We start from the raw sequence: 13,923 nt of genomic DNA, 5'->3' as shown, positions 1-13,923 counted from the left end.
TGAAATGTCAAAGATCGATCAGCTCGCTGTCGTCTTCCGGGACCACGTGGCCGTCGGGTGGCCCAGTGGTAGTTCCGGCGCGCAGCGCGTGATCATGATTGTTTACGACCCGAACGAAGAGCGTGCCCTCCGAGGCAAAATAGATATGTTCGCTCAAGCGGCGCGTACCCACAGCTATGATTGGCACGGCCTCGATTTGACTTCGTCCTTCGGGGCGTGGCTGGGCGCGCATCGGTATCGCGAAGGCTATTTCGAAGAACCGCACATGCTGTCTGCTGGCGCGAACGAGCGTTTCACCCAGTATGCTGCCGACGCTGTGCTTCGGGTCTTGCGACGCCCCGAACACACGGAACGCGAGATTGTGGGCCTGATCGGCGTCGCCTCTCTATTCGGCGTGGCCTCCGTTTCGGATCTCCTAGCGCGCGTGGATCACGCAATCAAAGGACGCCTTGCGGTTTTCTTTCCGGGGCGAGCGCGCGACGGGCGATATCGACTGCTCGATGCCCGCGATGGCTGGGACTACCACGCCGTTTCTATTCAAATCGAACCCATTGGAGCGCACCAATGACGGTGATCGCCGACTTGCTTGACCGCGACCCGCGCGGCCAACGGCTCGTCAATAACGGCCAAGCGCGCCTCAGCGACACCAGCCCGGAAGAGGATCGTGGCGAATTGCGAACGTTCGTCTGCGAAGGTCGTTACGCGGAGGGAATCACGCGCATTATCGAAAGCTTCTGTCGCGACCTTGGCAAATCAAGCCAACAAGCGGCATGGGTCAGTGGCTTCTACGGCTCCGGCAAGTCGCATCTCTTGAAGATGCTCGGGTACTTGTGGGCCAATGAATTGTTCCCCGACGGCATGAGCCCGCGCACGTTGGTCGAGGATATGCCGGAATCCGCGCGAGCGGCGCTTCGTGAATTAGACGTTGAGGCCGCCCGCCATGGCGGCTTGTTTGCTGCTGCAGGGCCGATGCCCAGCGGCCAGCTCGAACGGCCACGCCATTCGGTTCTATCGATTGTCCTGCGCGCAGCCGGTCTGCCTGGCGACTACGGCAAAGCCGCGTTCTGCCTTTGGCTAGAAGACAAAGGCATTGCCGACGAGGTCAAGGCGGCGGTTGCATCTGCTGGCGGGCAATTCGAGGATGAGATCGAAGAACTCTACATGAGCCCCGTCATCCCCAAGGCGATTGCGGGCCAGTTCAAGGACGAAAGCATTAAGGAAATTCGCGAGCGTATCCGCACGCAATACAAGACACCCGATATTGATATCGACCGAAATCAGTTTGTGTCGATGTTGAAACGCGTGCTTGCGCGCCGGGGCAAGAGCGGCAAGACCCCGCTTACCCTGATCCTCTTGGATGAGGTGCAAATCTATATTGGCGACAGCCAGGATCGTGCCGGCGCGATAGCCGAGATCGCAGAGACGCTGGCGAAGGAATTCGATAGCCGGGTCATCCTGGTGGGCGCCGGGCAGAGTGCGCTCCAAGGCACCTCCCAATCAAATCCGCAACTTGTCCGCCTTCTCGACCGCTTCACGATCCGCGTGCAGCTCGACGACAATGATGTTGAGACGGTCACACGGAAGGTGCTGTTGCGTAAGAAAGCCGACGCCCGACCGCTCATCGAACGTTGTCTCGACGAAAATGATGGGGCGATATCCCGCCAGCTCGGGGAGACGAAGATAGCCGCTCGCCCCAGCGATCGCGCGATAAGAGTTGACGATTATCCAATGTTGCCGATTCGGCGTCGGTTCTGGGATGTGTGCTTTCGTGCTGCCGATCTTCAAGGCACGCAGAGTCAGCTCCGATCACAGCTCCGTATCCTTCACGATGCGCTTGCCGAAAATGCGGAGAAACCGCTGGGCGCGGTCGTGCCGGCAGACGTTCTCTATGAGGCCTTGAAGGCTGCACTTGTCCAATCCGGCGCGCTCCCGCGCGACGCCTATGATCGCATCGAACCGCTCGACAAGGCCTATGGCGCAGATGGCGCTCTCGCAAAGCGGCTCGCAGGCCTCGCTTTTCTGATTTCGCGGCTTCCGACGGAGGCCGGCGCTGACATCGGAGTCCGAGCGACACCCGATCACTTAGCCGATCTGCTCGTTGATGATTTGACAGTCGACCAGGGCGCATTCCGCTCCCGCGTGCGTGTCCTGATCGACCGCATGGTCGAGGACGGACATCTGGTGCGCATCGGCGAGGAAGTCCGGATTCAGACCACTGAAGGGCGCGCATGGCAGCAGGAGTTCCAAAAATTCCGCAGCCACTACGGCAACGATCTGTCGGCGATTGCAGATTCCCGGGATAAGTTGATCGAGGAGGGGCTTGCTTCGGCAGTGCGGCAAGTCTCCGCTGTGCATGGCGACGCGAAGGTGCCGTGCAAGGTCGTGGCCCACAGGGGCGACCGTGCGCCTGAGAAGGACGGTCGAAATGTGCCTCTCTGGGTTCGTGATGGCTGGCGAACGCCCGCTAAAGAGGCGCGCGAGGCGGCGCGGACGCTCGGATCGGCGGACGGAATCGTTCACCTCTACATCGACAAGCCGGCGAACAACGACCTGAGGGACGCAATCGCGGACCTGCTCGCGGCCAAGGCGACGCTCGACAGGCGTGGGCTCGGGCATGGAGCGTCGGGAGAAGAGGCGCGGCGCGGTATGGAAACGCGCGAGCGCATCGCGGAAGAGCGGGCAAAAGACCTTGCCGGAAAGCTCGTTGACGACGCCGAAGTGCTGCTCGGCGGTGGCACGGCCGAAAAGCAGGCGACGCTCGTTGCGCGTCTCGAAGCGGCCGTCGAGACGGCTCGCAAGCGCCTCTTTCCGCAGTTCAAGGATGCTGATCGGCCTGCGGTCGAGTGGGAGAAGGCGCTCAAGACCGCCCGGGAAGGCGGCGAGCATCCGTTTGCGGCAGTGGGCCATGTGGCGGAGGCCGATACCCATCCGGTGGGTCGCGCGGTTCTTGGCCTCATTGGCCCTGGTAAGTCCGGGCGCGACGTGCGCCAGCAATTCGAGCGTGAGCCCTACGGCTGGCCAAAGGACGCCATCGACGCCGCACTCGTTGCCCTCGTGCGCGCGAACAAGCTCACCGTCATTCTGAACGGTGAGCCGGCCTCTGCCACGGCTCTGGACGGCACGGCCATCGGCAAAGCGACCTTTCGGCGCGAGGAGATTTCGATTTCAGCGCGGGAGAAGATTGGGCTTGCCGGCCTTTTGCAGAGGCTAGTCGGCCCGATCTCTAATCGAGATGATCTCGCCGAGCCGGCTCGCGAATTCCTGCGCAAACTGAGAGCGTTGGGCGAGAGCGCCGGTGGCGAGCGGCCCTTGCCGGCTGCGCCACGGCTCGCGTTCGAAGACGAGGCGCAGGCGCTTGCCGGCAATGCGCTTCTGCGGCTCCTGCTCGACCGGAAATCCGAGATCGAGCAGGCGATCGAATCGTGGAAAGAGCGGGCTAAGCTCAAGGCTGAACGCATCGCGCGCTGGCGCACGGCGGAACGGCTTGCCCGCCACGCCGAGCCGCTGACCGAGGCGACGACAGATCTGATTGAGCTCAAAGGCATCCGCGATGGACGCCAGCTGCTGGAATCGAACAACCCCTTGCCGCCGCCAATGCGAAGGTTGCGCGAACTGCTGACAAAACAGCTCGTGGCAGCGCACAAAGATTTGAGTGAGGCGGTACGGAGCGCTCTCGATGCGCTCAATGCCAATCCCGTCTGGGCGACACTCGATCTCGCGAGGAAGGAGGCGATTCTGGCTGAGGTTGGGCTGAAGCTTCCGCAACCGCCCGACACCTCCGACGATGAGGTGCTCGCAGACAGCCTTGATCGTCGGCCATTGGGGCAGTGGCAGGCGGAAATCCGCGGTGTGGCCGATCTTCAAGTCAGCGCGGCGCAGAAGGCAGCTCAAGTGTCGGCGCCGCAAACTCAACGTGCCGCGATCGAGCGGGGCACTATCGTGAGCTCCGAGCCAGAGGTCGACGTCTGGCTTGCTCGGCAGCGCGCGATGCTCGTGGCTGCAGTCAAGCGCGGCCCTGTAGTGATCTCCTGAAAGGTGCATTATGGCAACCGCCCTCGATCGCGAAATTCGAAAGTTACTGGACAAGGCGGTGCGTAAAGCGCGCTTCGTCGCGGAGGACGGCGCTCGCAAGGCGTTAACGGAGCTCGGAGTCGAAGATGCGAGAAAGCCGGACGGGCTTTCCAGGGAGAGGGCAGACTTGCGCAGTCGTTTACGTGCGCATGCGCAATCGCTGGGAGACGTCAAAGCGCCTAACGACTCCATCAGAGCGAGCCGACTTGTGCGCGAGATTGCCTATGAGCATTGGCATCGTGCGCTGTTCGCGCGCTTGCTGGCCGAGAACAATTTGCTCACTGATCCCGACCACAAGGTCGCGGTGTCATTGTCCGATCTGGAGGAGATAGCCAGGGAAGAAGGACGCGATCTTGTTGAGCTTGCCGCCGACTGGGCGGAGCCGATGCTGCCGCAGATTTTCCGCAAGGACGATCCCATTCTGGCGCTCACGCTTCCGCCCGAGACCAAGGCAGGTATTACTGATATCGTGAAGGAGTTACCGCGGGCGGTGTTCGCGGCGGACGATTCTCTTGGTTGGGCTTACCAGTTCTGGCAGGCGGACCAGAAGGACCGGATCAACGAGTCCGAGGTGAAGATCGGCGCCGACGAGCTGCCCGCCGTGACCCAGCTTTTCACCGAGGATTATATGGTTCTCTTTCTGCTGGAGAACACGCTCGGCGCCTGGTGGGCCGGCAAGGTCTTGGTCGCGGATCCGGCATTGGCGGCGGGGGCCGAGACGGAAGAGGATCTGCGACAGAAGACCAGTCCGCCCGGCTATCGCTGGACCTATCTCCGCTTCGTGCGCGAACCGTACCAGGACGAGACGCACGAGACCGCGACCGGTCCTTGGAGGCCGGCGGCCGGCGCCTTCGATGGCTGGCCTAAGGCGGCGAGGGACGTGACGATCCTCGATCCCTGCATGGGATCGGGGCATTTTCTCGTGTTCGCGTTGTCGATCTTGATCGCCTTCCGCTGTGCCGAGGAAGGGCTTGATGAGCGCGCCGCTGTGAGGGCGGTTCTTGCCGAGAACCTCTTCGGTCTGGAAATTGACCCACGCTGTACGCAGATAGCCGCGTTCGCTCTTGCGCTCGCAAGCTGGAAGCGCCTTGGCGGTCCGGAGCAACTGCCGCAGCTGAATCTCGCTTGCTCGGGCTTGGCTATCGGACTGGGTAAAGCGGCGTTCTTAGATCTCGCAGAGAAGATCGCCGATGCCGAAGGTTGGACCGGAAAAACTGATCCTCTTGGGACCGATAGAACTCCCTTAGGAGCTACCGCTTCGGCTGCGCATCGTGGTGAACTTGCAGCCCTTTATCATCTCTTCGAACAAGCTCCACAGCTTGGAAGTTTGATCGATCCGCGCCGAACGCTTGAGCAGGCATTCGGTCCTTTGTACGCAACTGGCATCGACAAGCTCGGCACAGTGCTCGATCGCCTGTTGGAGGCTGGAGCGGCAACAGCAACAGCTGAGGTACACGAGATTGCGGTCACGGCGCATGGGATTGCCAAAGCAGCGGAACTGCTGGGCCGGCGGTACACATTGGCAGCCACCAATGTTCCGTATTTGGGAAACGGAAAATTTTCGCGTGAGCTCAAGGAATATATCGAGAGGACATTTGAAGAAGCGAGAGCGGATATTGCGAACGTCTTCGTATTAAGGCTCTTGGCACTCTGTTCCGAAGGTGGAAGTTACGGCGTGGTTACCCCACAAAATTGGCTCGCGCAGGTAACTTTCAAAGACTTCAGAGTAAGCTTGCTCTGCACGAGCACCATAAATTTTCTCGCGTTGCTCGATAAGAATGCCTTCCAAGATATGAATTGGTGGGCAGCGATCACCTTACTGACTGTTGGATCAAACATCGCGCCAACGGCCAAAGCACATTACTCTGGACTCAATTTAGCGGGGCAGCACTTGCCCTCAGAAAAAGCGGCCGAGCTACCAAACATCGAGTTGGTGACCGTTGCTCAAGCGAGCCAATTGACAAATCCTGATTCGATGATTGGCCTGGAGGATCTTACTGGACGCACGCGATTGTCAAAGTATGCCGATTGTTATCAGGGGATTTCGCCGGGCGATTCGGCGCGAACTGTATTTTGTTTCTGGGAATACGGCAGCCTTCGGAAAGGTTGGGAGTTCATACAATATCCGCCTCACGAAACGACAGAATACGCAGGATGCCATTACGTCCTTCGCTGGTCCTTATTGCAGGGTGGTTTTGAATCTGCTGCGGTTCGCGGCGAGGCAGCCTGGGGTCAAAGGGGGCTCGCCTTCGGGCAAATGAACAATTTGCCCCTCACAATCTTTGGCGGGACTAAATTCTCTAATTCCTCACCGGTTGTTGTGCCAAAGGAAGCGTCAAATCTAGAAGCGCTGTACGCATTCTTTGTGTCTCCTCAATTTCGCACCGAGCTAAGAAAGATCAACGCGAAGACTAGCGTCGACAATGGGTACTTCGGAAAAATTCCTTTCGATCTCACCCACTGGAAGGAGGTCGCTGCCGTTGAGCTTCCGAAGGGCTTACCCAAACCACGTTCGAACGATCCGACTCAGTGGTACTTCGACGGCCACCCGCGTGGCAGCGCTGATCCGAACGTCTCAAGAAGTGGCGCCACCAATCCACGCCTGGTGACGCCGTATGGCGTCCGTCCGGGCATGGCCGAGCATCCGTTGCAAGTCGTCGTCGCTCGGCTGCTCAACTATCGCTGGCCGCGCCAAACCGGTTCGTCGTTCATGGATTGCCCGGCGGCCCCTGCGCCGGACGAGGTGGATCGATCAGGCGTCATCGATACCGACGGTATCGTCCCCCTGGCCGCGCTTGGTGGTGAGGCCGACGCGGCGACGCGTTTGCGCGACCTGATTCGTGCAGTCTGGGGACCGGACTACGCCGAGGATACCATCCGCGAATTGCTCACGGCGGAAGCGGCGAAGGCCACCGACCTCGGTACGTGGCTCGCCGACGAGTTTTTTGAAGGACATTGCAAGCTATTCCATCAAACCCCATTTGTCTGGCACATCTGGGACGGTGTGCGCGGCGGCTTTTCCGCCCTCGTCAACTACCATCGGCTGTGTGAAGCTAATGGCGCTGGCCGTCGCCTCCTTGAAAAGCTGCGCGACAGCTATCTAGGTGAATGGATCGCAGCCCAACGTCGCGCCCTCGCCGCAGGTGAAGCGGGTGCGGAAGACCGTTTGCTTGCGGCCGAGCATCTTCGCGGCGAGCTGACCAAGATCATCGAGGGTGATCCGCCGTACGACATTTTCGTGCGCTGGAAGCCGCTGCATCGCCAGTCGATCGGCTGGGAGCCGGACATCGACGATGGCATTCGCCTCAACATTCGTCCTTTCCTGACCGCGAAGCCGAAGAATTCCGCGCGGAGGGACGGTTGTATACTGCGAGTCACGCCGCGCGTGAAGAAACACGCTGGTGCCGACCGGGGTGCTGAACCAAAACTGGAGAAGGGGGATTTCCCTTGGTTCTGGGCCGAGGATCATGACGTTGACACGACAGATTTTGCCGGTGGACCACAGTTTAAAGGGCGTCGCTACAACGACCTCCACTACACGCGCGCGTTCAAGCAGAGCGCTCGGGAGACCAAAGCGGGAGCGGTATCCGGTGCTCTGTCTGAACCGGTTTTGGAAGACCAGGGCAGAACATCGTGAGCGACCGCACCCTTATTCAAGGTCTTGCCCGCACCCTCATCGACGCCTCCCAGACCTTCGCCGGCGAGGAATGGCCCGCGGCGCTGATCTGGCCTGACCCTGAACGACAATGGTTTTCTGCGTTCGCCGACCTTCGCCGTCGGCTCGCCTTGCAGCACGTGGGGCTGTACGCACTCGGTGACTATGCGCCAGACGATGGTATCGGACCGGCTATCTGGATTCGCTGCGTCGTCGAGGCGTCGGATGCACCAGATCTGAAAGGTGTTGTCGTCGGCGCAGCTCATTCGGTCGTCCTCTTGCCGGGCATTTCATGGCGCGATTTGCGTGAGCCGCTCACTCTCACGAAGAGCGCCCAGATGCTCGTTGACATGCAGTATCGCGGCGACGTCTTTCGTCAGCGCCGTCAGGCCCGCGATTGGACGGTAGCGACTTTCCTGCGCGATCCCGACCAGGGATTAGGGCTCGATGTCTCGACCGATTCCCGCACCGACGAATCCGCCCGCCGCGCACTCGCGGGCCTTCTCGATCTCCCGCTCGATGGTTGGCGTCAGAAACGTCTGTCCGCGGACGATTTCGACAGCTTGCTGGTCGAGGACAAAGAGCGCGATCTCTTGCGGTGGATTGCCGATCCGGATGCCGTACGCGCCGGCATGGCCGGCGCGGCGTGGAGTGCCTTCCGGGATCAGATCGAGCGAGACTACAGAATCGACCTTGAGCAAAAGGGAGCACTCCAGACGGCAATCGAGCGTTTGGCGCGCCGGTCTGGCGCATGGGTTCGCGTGTGGAATCGACTTGCCGCGGAGCCCCACCAGTTCCGTTCGGTCTGCGAGCGGATTCGTGAAGCGACCAGCCCTAAGCAAGGCAATCTTCTCGGAGGATTGGAAGAGGGTGATCCTGTCACAAGCCCGCATGACAATGCGCTCGCCGAGAAGATTCTAACGCAGGAGCTCAGCGCAATCGCGCAGCTTCCGAGCCGCGAGGCAGCAGCGAAAGTCATCGCGCTGGAAGAGCGTCACCGAGCCCGCCGCGATACGCTCTGGGCAAAGCTCGGCGAAGCGCCACTTGCTCGAGCACTCGAACCGCTTACGCGTTTGGCGGCAGCAACTGAGACGGCTCTGCTGGGCGATGACCTTACCGCGATTGCGACCGCCTATTGCGAAGAGGGATGGCGAGTCGATAGGGCGCTGATTGAGACGATCGCAGCAGCGAGAACGCGCGAAGATGTCGTCGCGCGGGCCGCAGGGGCTCTCTATCGTCCGTGGGTCGATCCGCTGGCGCGACGATTTCGAGCCGCGGTGGAGGCGGCCGGCAACGCTGCCCGGCCGCATCCACTCGCGATCGAGGCGGGCACTCTCGTGCTCTTTGTTGATGGATTGCGCATGGATCTCGGCCATGAGGTTGCTGAGCTGTTGAACAACGCCAGTGTCGCGGCATCGCTCACATGGAGACTTTCACCCGTTCCCAGCCTTACGGCCACGGCAAAGCCATTGGTTACGCCGGTGGGAGACAGCATTGCCGGAAAGGGCAAGGTGGACGCTTTTCAGCCGCTCGAAGCATCTTCTGGGAAGCCAGCAAGTATCGACGTCCTCAGGAAAGCCATGCTCGCGCGTGGCATTCAGGTCCTCAATCGCAACGAAGCGCTACCACCGGAAAGGCCAACGTCGATCGGATATGCGGAATGCGGTAACATCGACAATGATGGCCACAACATGGGCTTGCGGCTCGCTGGCCAACTCGACACCGAACTCGCTCGCATCGCCGGGTACGCGAAGGCGCTAAAGGCGGCCGGCTGGTCTCGCGTACGGATTGTGACTGATCACGGTTGGCTCCTGATGCCGGGCGGCTTTGAGGTGGTACGCCTGCCGCCTTCGGCGGTGATCGCGAAGGGCTCGCGGGCCGCGATTCTTCAGGAACAAGCCACTGCCGAGCTATCTTTCCTGCCGTGGCATTGGGATGGCTCTGTTCGGATCGCCGTGCCTCCAGGCGCAGAGGCATTTCGCGCCGGCGAGGTCTATTCCCACGGCGGCCTCTCGCCGCAGGAATGTGTGATTCCCGATATTGCCGTTGGAGGTGAGACCGCGGTCGCAGGCACTTTGCGTATTAGCTCAATTAGCTGGCGGCGCTTGCGCTTGACCGTCGAGCTTAGCGGTGAAGGGACAGACTTCACTGTCGAAGTTCGTCGCAAAGAGCGCGATCCAGCTTCCCGGGTCGATGTTGCGTCAACAATCGAAGGAGCGCGAGCCCGCTTAACGGTTTCTGACGAGATAGAAGAGGGAGATCCCGTTCTCGTCGTAGTCATCGATCGGCACGGTAGCGTCATTGATGCGCGTGCCACCCGTGTTGGAGAGCGCGTATGACTCTAGAACTCGATCGGCTTGACCATTTGGGCGCGAGCGCCTTTGAGGGTTTCATTGTCCGAAAGGATTTGGTCCGGCGCTATTCCAAGGCGTACCCAGTACCGGCCTACGTCGTGGAGTTTTTGCTTGGTCGTTACTGTGCGTCCATAGACGAACAAGAAATCAAAGAAGGGCTTGAAATCGTCGAGAAGCAACTGAAGGACCGGTGCGTGCGCACCGGCCAGGAGGAAGTTTTCAAAAACGAAGCCTATCGAAAAGGATCTGTCCGCATCATTGATAGTGTGCGCGCCCGCCTGGACGCGAAGAACGCCTGCTACATCGCTGAGCTACCCAGCCTTGCTCTGCGCGACGTTCGCATCCCCGATAATATAGTTGAAGAAAATGATCGCATTCTGATTGATGGGTTCTACGCCGAAGTGACGCTCACATACGACAGCGTCATTGCCGAGGAAAAGAACGGTCGACCGTTCGGAATTGAGGCGCTTCGTCCAATCCAAATGTCGCGGGCTGACGTCCTTGATACGTTTTACGAAGGGCGCTCGAAATTTGAATCGACTAGTGATTGGGTCGATTTCTTACTCCGCTCGGCTGGGTTTGAGCCGAGCGAGTTTGATGAACGAGCTAAGCGCGTTGCGTTGCTGCGAATGGTCCCGTTCGTGGAGCGGAACTACAACCTTGTCGAGCTTGGCCCGCGCGGCACCGGCAAGAGCCACTTGTTCCAGCAGGTATCGCCTTATGCGCACCTTATATCTGGGGGGAAGGCCACCGTCGCTCGCATGTTTGTCAATATGGCCTCCGGGCAGCGAGGACTCGTATGCCAATACGATGTTGTTTGTTTCGACGAAATAGCTGGCGTCTCCTTTGATTCAAAGGATGGCGTGAACATAATGAAGGGCTACATGGCCTCTGGGGAATTCTCGCGAGGTAAGGATTCCATTAGAGCCGAAGGTGGGGTCGTTCTGGTCGGTAATCTGGATATGGATCTTGACCAAGCCCAAAGGGTCGGGCATTTGCTCGCGCCGCTTCCTCCAGAAATGCGTGATGATACCGCGTTCATGGATCGTCTCCACGCATATGCTCCGGGTTGGGACTTTCCAAAGCTCGACCCTCGGCGCCATTTGACAGACCACTTTGGTCTTGTTTCGGACTTTCTTTCTGAGTGCTTTACTCGCCTGCGCAATAGTTCCCGCGCTGGCATTCTAGATGGCCGGGTCCATTTCGGTGGTGCGTTGTCGGGTCGCGATATCGAAGCCGTTCGCAAGACGGTGAGCGGGCTCGCAAAGCTTCTCTATCCAAGCTCGACCAGTCAAATTCCTGATGCCGACCTAGAATGGATTGTGCGGCTCGCGCTTGAGGCGAGGCGACGTGTGAAGGAACAACAACGGCGCGTGTTCAAGAGCGAGTTTCGTAACACGCATTTCAGCTACACGTTGGGCCTTGAGGGCGTGGAGACGTTTGTCGCGACGCCTGAACTTCGATCCGACCAGGCGATCGAAAGCGATCCACTCCCACCAGGTCAGATTTGGGCTATCGCCTCGGGGTCAAGGGAGGCCGGTGCCGGTCTGTACCGTATTGAAGTCTCGCATCAACCTGGTTCGGGTGTGCGTATCCTCAATCAGCCTGCACCTCCTCCTTTCCGCGAGAGCGTAAAGGTAGGCGAGCAAATCCTGTTTGCACAAGCTCGTAACTTGGTCGGCGACCGCGATCCGCGAGAACAAGAGTTCACGCTACAATTGCGCGCGATCGATGCTGACAAATCCGGCGCCGGACTTGGCGTTGCCGTGTTGACCGCATTATGTGGATCACTGCTCGGTCGGAACACCCGAGGCGGAACAATCTTGGTTGGATCTGCAAGTCTTGGAGGTTCGCTAGAAACGGTATCGAACGCAGTGCAACTGGCTGAGCTGGCAATCGAGAAGCAAGCGCAAACGATATTGATGCCTGTTTCTGCTCGCCGGCAGCTAAACGATCTTCCCGACGAGCTTTGGACGAAGATCAATATTGAGTTCTACAAAGACGCACCCGACGCGGTTTTCAAGGCTTTGGAAGAATGAGTTGCCTTTTATAAGGACGGATTTGGCCTTCAGGCTTACATGAAGTCGTCGACCGAAAATTCGTGTCGATCCGGAACGCGAAACAAGGGGCTCCGGCTAAGCCGAGGCCCTTTGAGAGCAGTGCGCTCTTGTTCACTTGCCGTCGTACACAAAGCGGCCGGCGCGGCCAGGATGCGCCGCCTTGGGCGTCTCCTGCCAATAGAAGTCGATGGTGACCGGAATTTTGGCTGCCTTGGCCACCTTGATGATTGAGCGGTAGCAGAGGTTCGCGTCACGGCCTTGCACAGTAATGCCGGCCTCCTTGATGTACTCACCAAAACCGGTGTGCTCCCCCTCCTTGTAGTTCACGTCGAGGTGCGGCTTCAGGCTTTCCATCCCCATAGCGGCGGCGGCCAAGCGGATCATCTCGAACAGCACCGGGTTCCAGTACTTCTTGTCGAAGCTATTGCCGTCGATCAGAACATTGCTGAGGCTCGTATATGTCAGCAGGGGCGGGTTCTCGGTCGGGTAGGTTTTGACCGAAAGATCCTGGTCCTCTCCGATCGAGGTCGGTGCAGCCTTGGAACCGACGGCCCTTTCGTAAACATCCAGGATCTTGGCCAGGACGCTGTCCAGGTCGTCGACAAGCGGCGTGGCGTGGCTTTGTAGACGAGAGAAATTCACATTTGAGATCGTAACCATAGGCACCTATAACTCCTTGTAAATGGCTTAATTGCCGTGTCTATACATTATTGACTTATAAGCTTATACAAACAAGCCTCTTGCAGATGGATATTGGCAGGGTCGAATTAGCCGCTAAGGTTGTGCACCATCCACGCCGAATCGCTCTTCCTGTGCAATCATTTCACAATTTGTTATTGCTCTTGTGCAACTATTGCACTAGCCTTACGTTATAGAGGCAACATGGCGAGCGTTGATGCTCCCTTAAGTAATTGTAAGGTCTACGTTTATCCGGGGGATCATAATCCTCCGCACTTCCACCTAAAGGGGCCGGATTCCAGAGCTTCCATCGATATAGTGAGCTTGGAAATCATCGCGGGGAGGGCGTCGAAAAGGGATCTAGCTGAAGCCAGAGAATGGGCCGCAAAGCCAGAAAACCTGGCCGTCTTAGTATCAGAGTGGAGAAGGCTCAATGAGCGGGAATGACATCGTTGATAGCGGAATCCCCCTCCCTCGGATGGCAAGTGTCCAGCCGCTCCATGACTTTGTGCTTCGGGTTAAGTGGGCAGAGGGTCCTCGGGCTGGACGTGAAGACTTCGTCGACGTTAGTCCAGCAATTTTCAGCTATAAGGTCTTCCGTCCCCTTAGAGATGAGAGTTTCTTTCTGAGTGGCGCTCTTGCCGAAGATGGCGACGCGGTGGCGTGGAGTGACAATGCGGATTTGATGATGTCGGCAGACAACATCCTATCCCTCGCGCAGGAAAGCTGGACGCCCAAAGAATTCGTGGATTTCCTGACGCGGAATAGGCTTACCCAAGAAGCAGCCGCAGCCTTGCTAGGCAGAAGCAGAAGGCAAATTGCAACCTATGCCAAGCTAGGCCCAATCCCTCGCGTGATCGCGCTCGCTTGCTACGGGTTTGAATCTCTAAGGCGCGATCGGTTCTTGCAAGGCTCGGGCAGCGATATCAACGCGCAACCACCCACAGTTTATACCAGCCGGGCTCCAGAACAGAGCGAACAATCTCGCGGCGCCGCCGGCAGTGCAGCGCAACGTCAACGCGTTTCGTCGTGAGACCAAATCTTCTCTTTGTGGCCGATGACGGGAAGCACGGGCTGTGCGCCGTGACGCAAGGTAGTCATTCGC

Annotated in this window: 8 protein-coding genes; 7 read left to right on the top strand and 1 reads right to left on the bottom strand. The window is 59.0% G+C overall.

What is annotated here, in order from left to right:
- The first annotated feature begins 4 nt into the window (after positions 1-4).
- The 5 genes from A3AI_RS0106305 to brxL are packed head-to-tail and all read left to right on the top strand — an operon-like array spanning position 5 to position 12,119.
- Positions 5-568, top strand: a complete 564-nt coding sequence (locus A3AI_RS0106305; RefSeq protein ID WP_024514761.1) for a hypothetical protein — start codon at positions 5-7, stop codon at positions 566-568.
- On the top strand, positions 565-4,032 hold the full coding sequence (gene brxC, locus A3AI_RS0106300; RefSeq protein WP_024514760.1) for a BREX system P-loop protein BrxC: 3,468 nt from the start codon (positions 565-567) through the stop codon (positions 4,030-4,032). Before A3AI_RS0106305 ends, brxC begins: the two co-directional genes overlap by 4 nt.
- A gap of 10 nt (positions 4,033-4,042) precedes the next feature.
- Positions 4,043-7,708 carry an Eco57I restriction-modification methylase domain-containing protein gene (locus A3AI_RS0106295; protein WP_024514759.1) on the top strand — a complete coding sequence of 1,222 codons (3,666 nt, stop codon included), beginning with the start codon at positions 4,043-4,045 and terminating at the stop codon, positions 7,706-7,708.
- Positions 7,705-10,065 (top strand): BREX-1 system phosphatase PglZ type B, encoded by a 2,361-nt coding sequence (gene pglZ / locus A3AI_RS0106290; RefSeq protein ID WP_024514758.1) that lies wholly within the window; start codon positions 7,705-7,707, stop codon positions 10,063-10,065. The genes A3AI_RS0106295 and pglZ overlap by 4 nt, the downstream gene beginning before the upstream one ends.
- Positions 10,062-12,119: a BREX system Lon protease-like protein BrxL gene (gene brxL / locus A3AI_RS0106285; RefSeq protein WP_024514757.1), complete on the top strand. Its 2,058-nt coding sequence runs from the start codon at positions 10,062-10,064 to the stop codon at positions 12,117-12,119. Before pglZ ends, brxL begins: the two co-directional genes overlap by 4 nt.
- A gap of 132 nt (positions 12,120-12,251) precedes the next feature.
- Here the strand turns inward: brxL and A3AI_RS0106280 are convergent, their stop codons facing one another.
- Positions 12,252-12,800 (bottom strand): T4SS efffector SepA family protein, encoded by a 549-nt coding sequence (locus A3AI_RS0106280; RefSeq protein ID WP_024514756.1) that lies wholly within the window; start codon positions 12,798-12,800, stop codon positions 12,252-12,254.
- A gap of 222 nt (positions 12,801-13,022) precedes the next feature.
- Between A3AI_RS0106280 and A3AI_RS46040 the strand changes: the two genes are divergently transcribed.
- The gene (locus tag A3AI_RS46040) at positions 13,023-13,265 is read left to right on the top strand and encodes a DUF4160 domain-containing protein (protein ID WP_084800850.1); all 243 of its coding nucleotides are present in this window, start codon (positions 13,023-13,025) and stop codon (positions 13,263-13,265) included.
- The gene (locus tag A3AI_RS42340; protein ID WP_051382318.1) at positions 13,252-13,851 is read left to right on the top strand and encodes a DUF2442 domain-containing protein; all 600 of its coding nucleotides are present in this window, start codon (positions 13,252-13,254) and stop codon (positions 13,849-13,851) included. Before A3AI_RS46040 ends, A3AI_RS42340 begins: the two co-directional genes overlap by 14 nt.
- Positions 13,852-13,923 lie beyond the last annotated feature (72 nt).

This window comes from Bradyrhizobium sp. Tv2a-2 (genome assembly GCF_000472425.1).
GTDB lineage: Bacteria > Pseudomonadota > Alphaproteobacteria > Rhizobiales > Xanthobacteraceae > Bradyrhizobium.
This window is presented reverse-complemented; position numbering and strand designations above follow the sequence as displayed.

Bases quoted from the DNA above. Each gene is read 5' to 3' on its own strand.
- A3AI_RS0106305 (WP_024514761.1), top strand. From the start codon at position 5: ATGTCAAAGATCGATCAGCTCGCTGTCGTCTTCCGGGACCACGTGGCC.
- brxC (WP_024514760.1), top strand. From the start codon at position 565: ATGACGGTGATCGCCGACTTGCTTGACCGCGACCCGCGCGGCCAACGG.
- A3AI_RS0106295 (WP_024514759.1), top strand. From the start codon at position 4,043: ATGGCAACCGCCCTCGATCGCGAAATTCGAAAGTTACTGGACAAGGCG.
- brxL (WP_024514757.1), top strand. From the start codon at position 10,062: ATGACTCTAGAACTCGATCGGCTTGACCATTTGGGCGCGAGCGCCTTT.
- A3AI_RS0106280 (WP_024514756.1), bottom strand. From the start codon at position 12,800: ATGGTTACGATCTCAAATGTGAATTTCTCTCGTCTACAAAGCCACGCC.
- A3AI_RS46040 (WP_084800850.1), top strand. From the start codon at position 13,023: ATGGCGAGCGTTGATGCTCCCTTAAGTAATTGTAAGGTCTACGTTTAT.
- A3AI_RS42340 (WP_051382318.1), top strand. From the start codon at position 13,252: ATGAGCGGGAATGACATCGTTGATAGCGGAATCCCCCTCCCTCGGATG.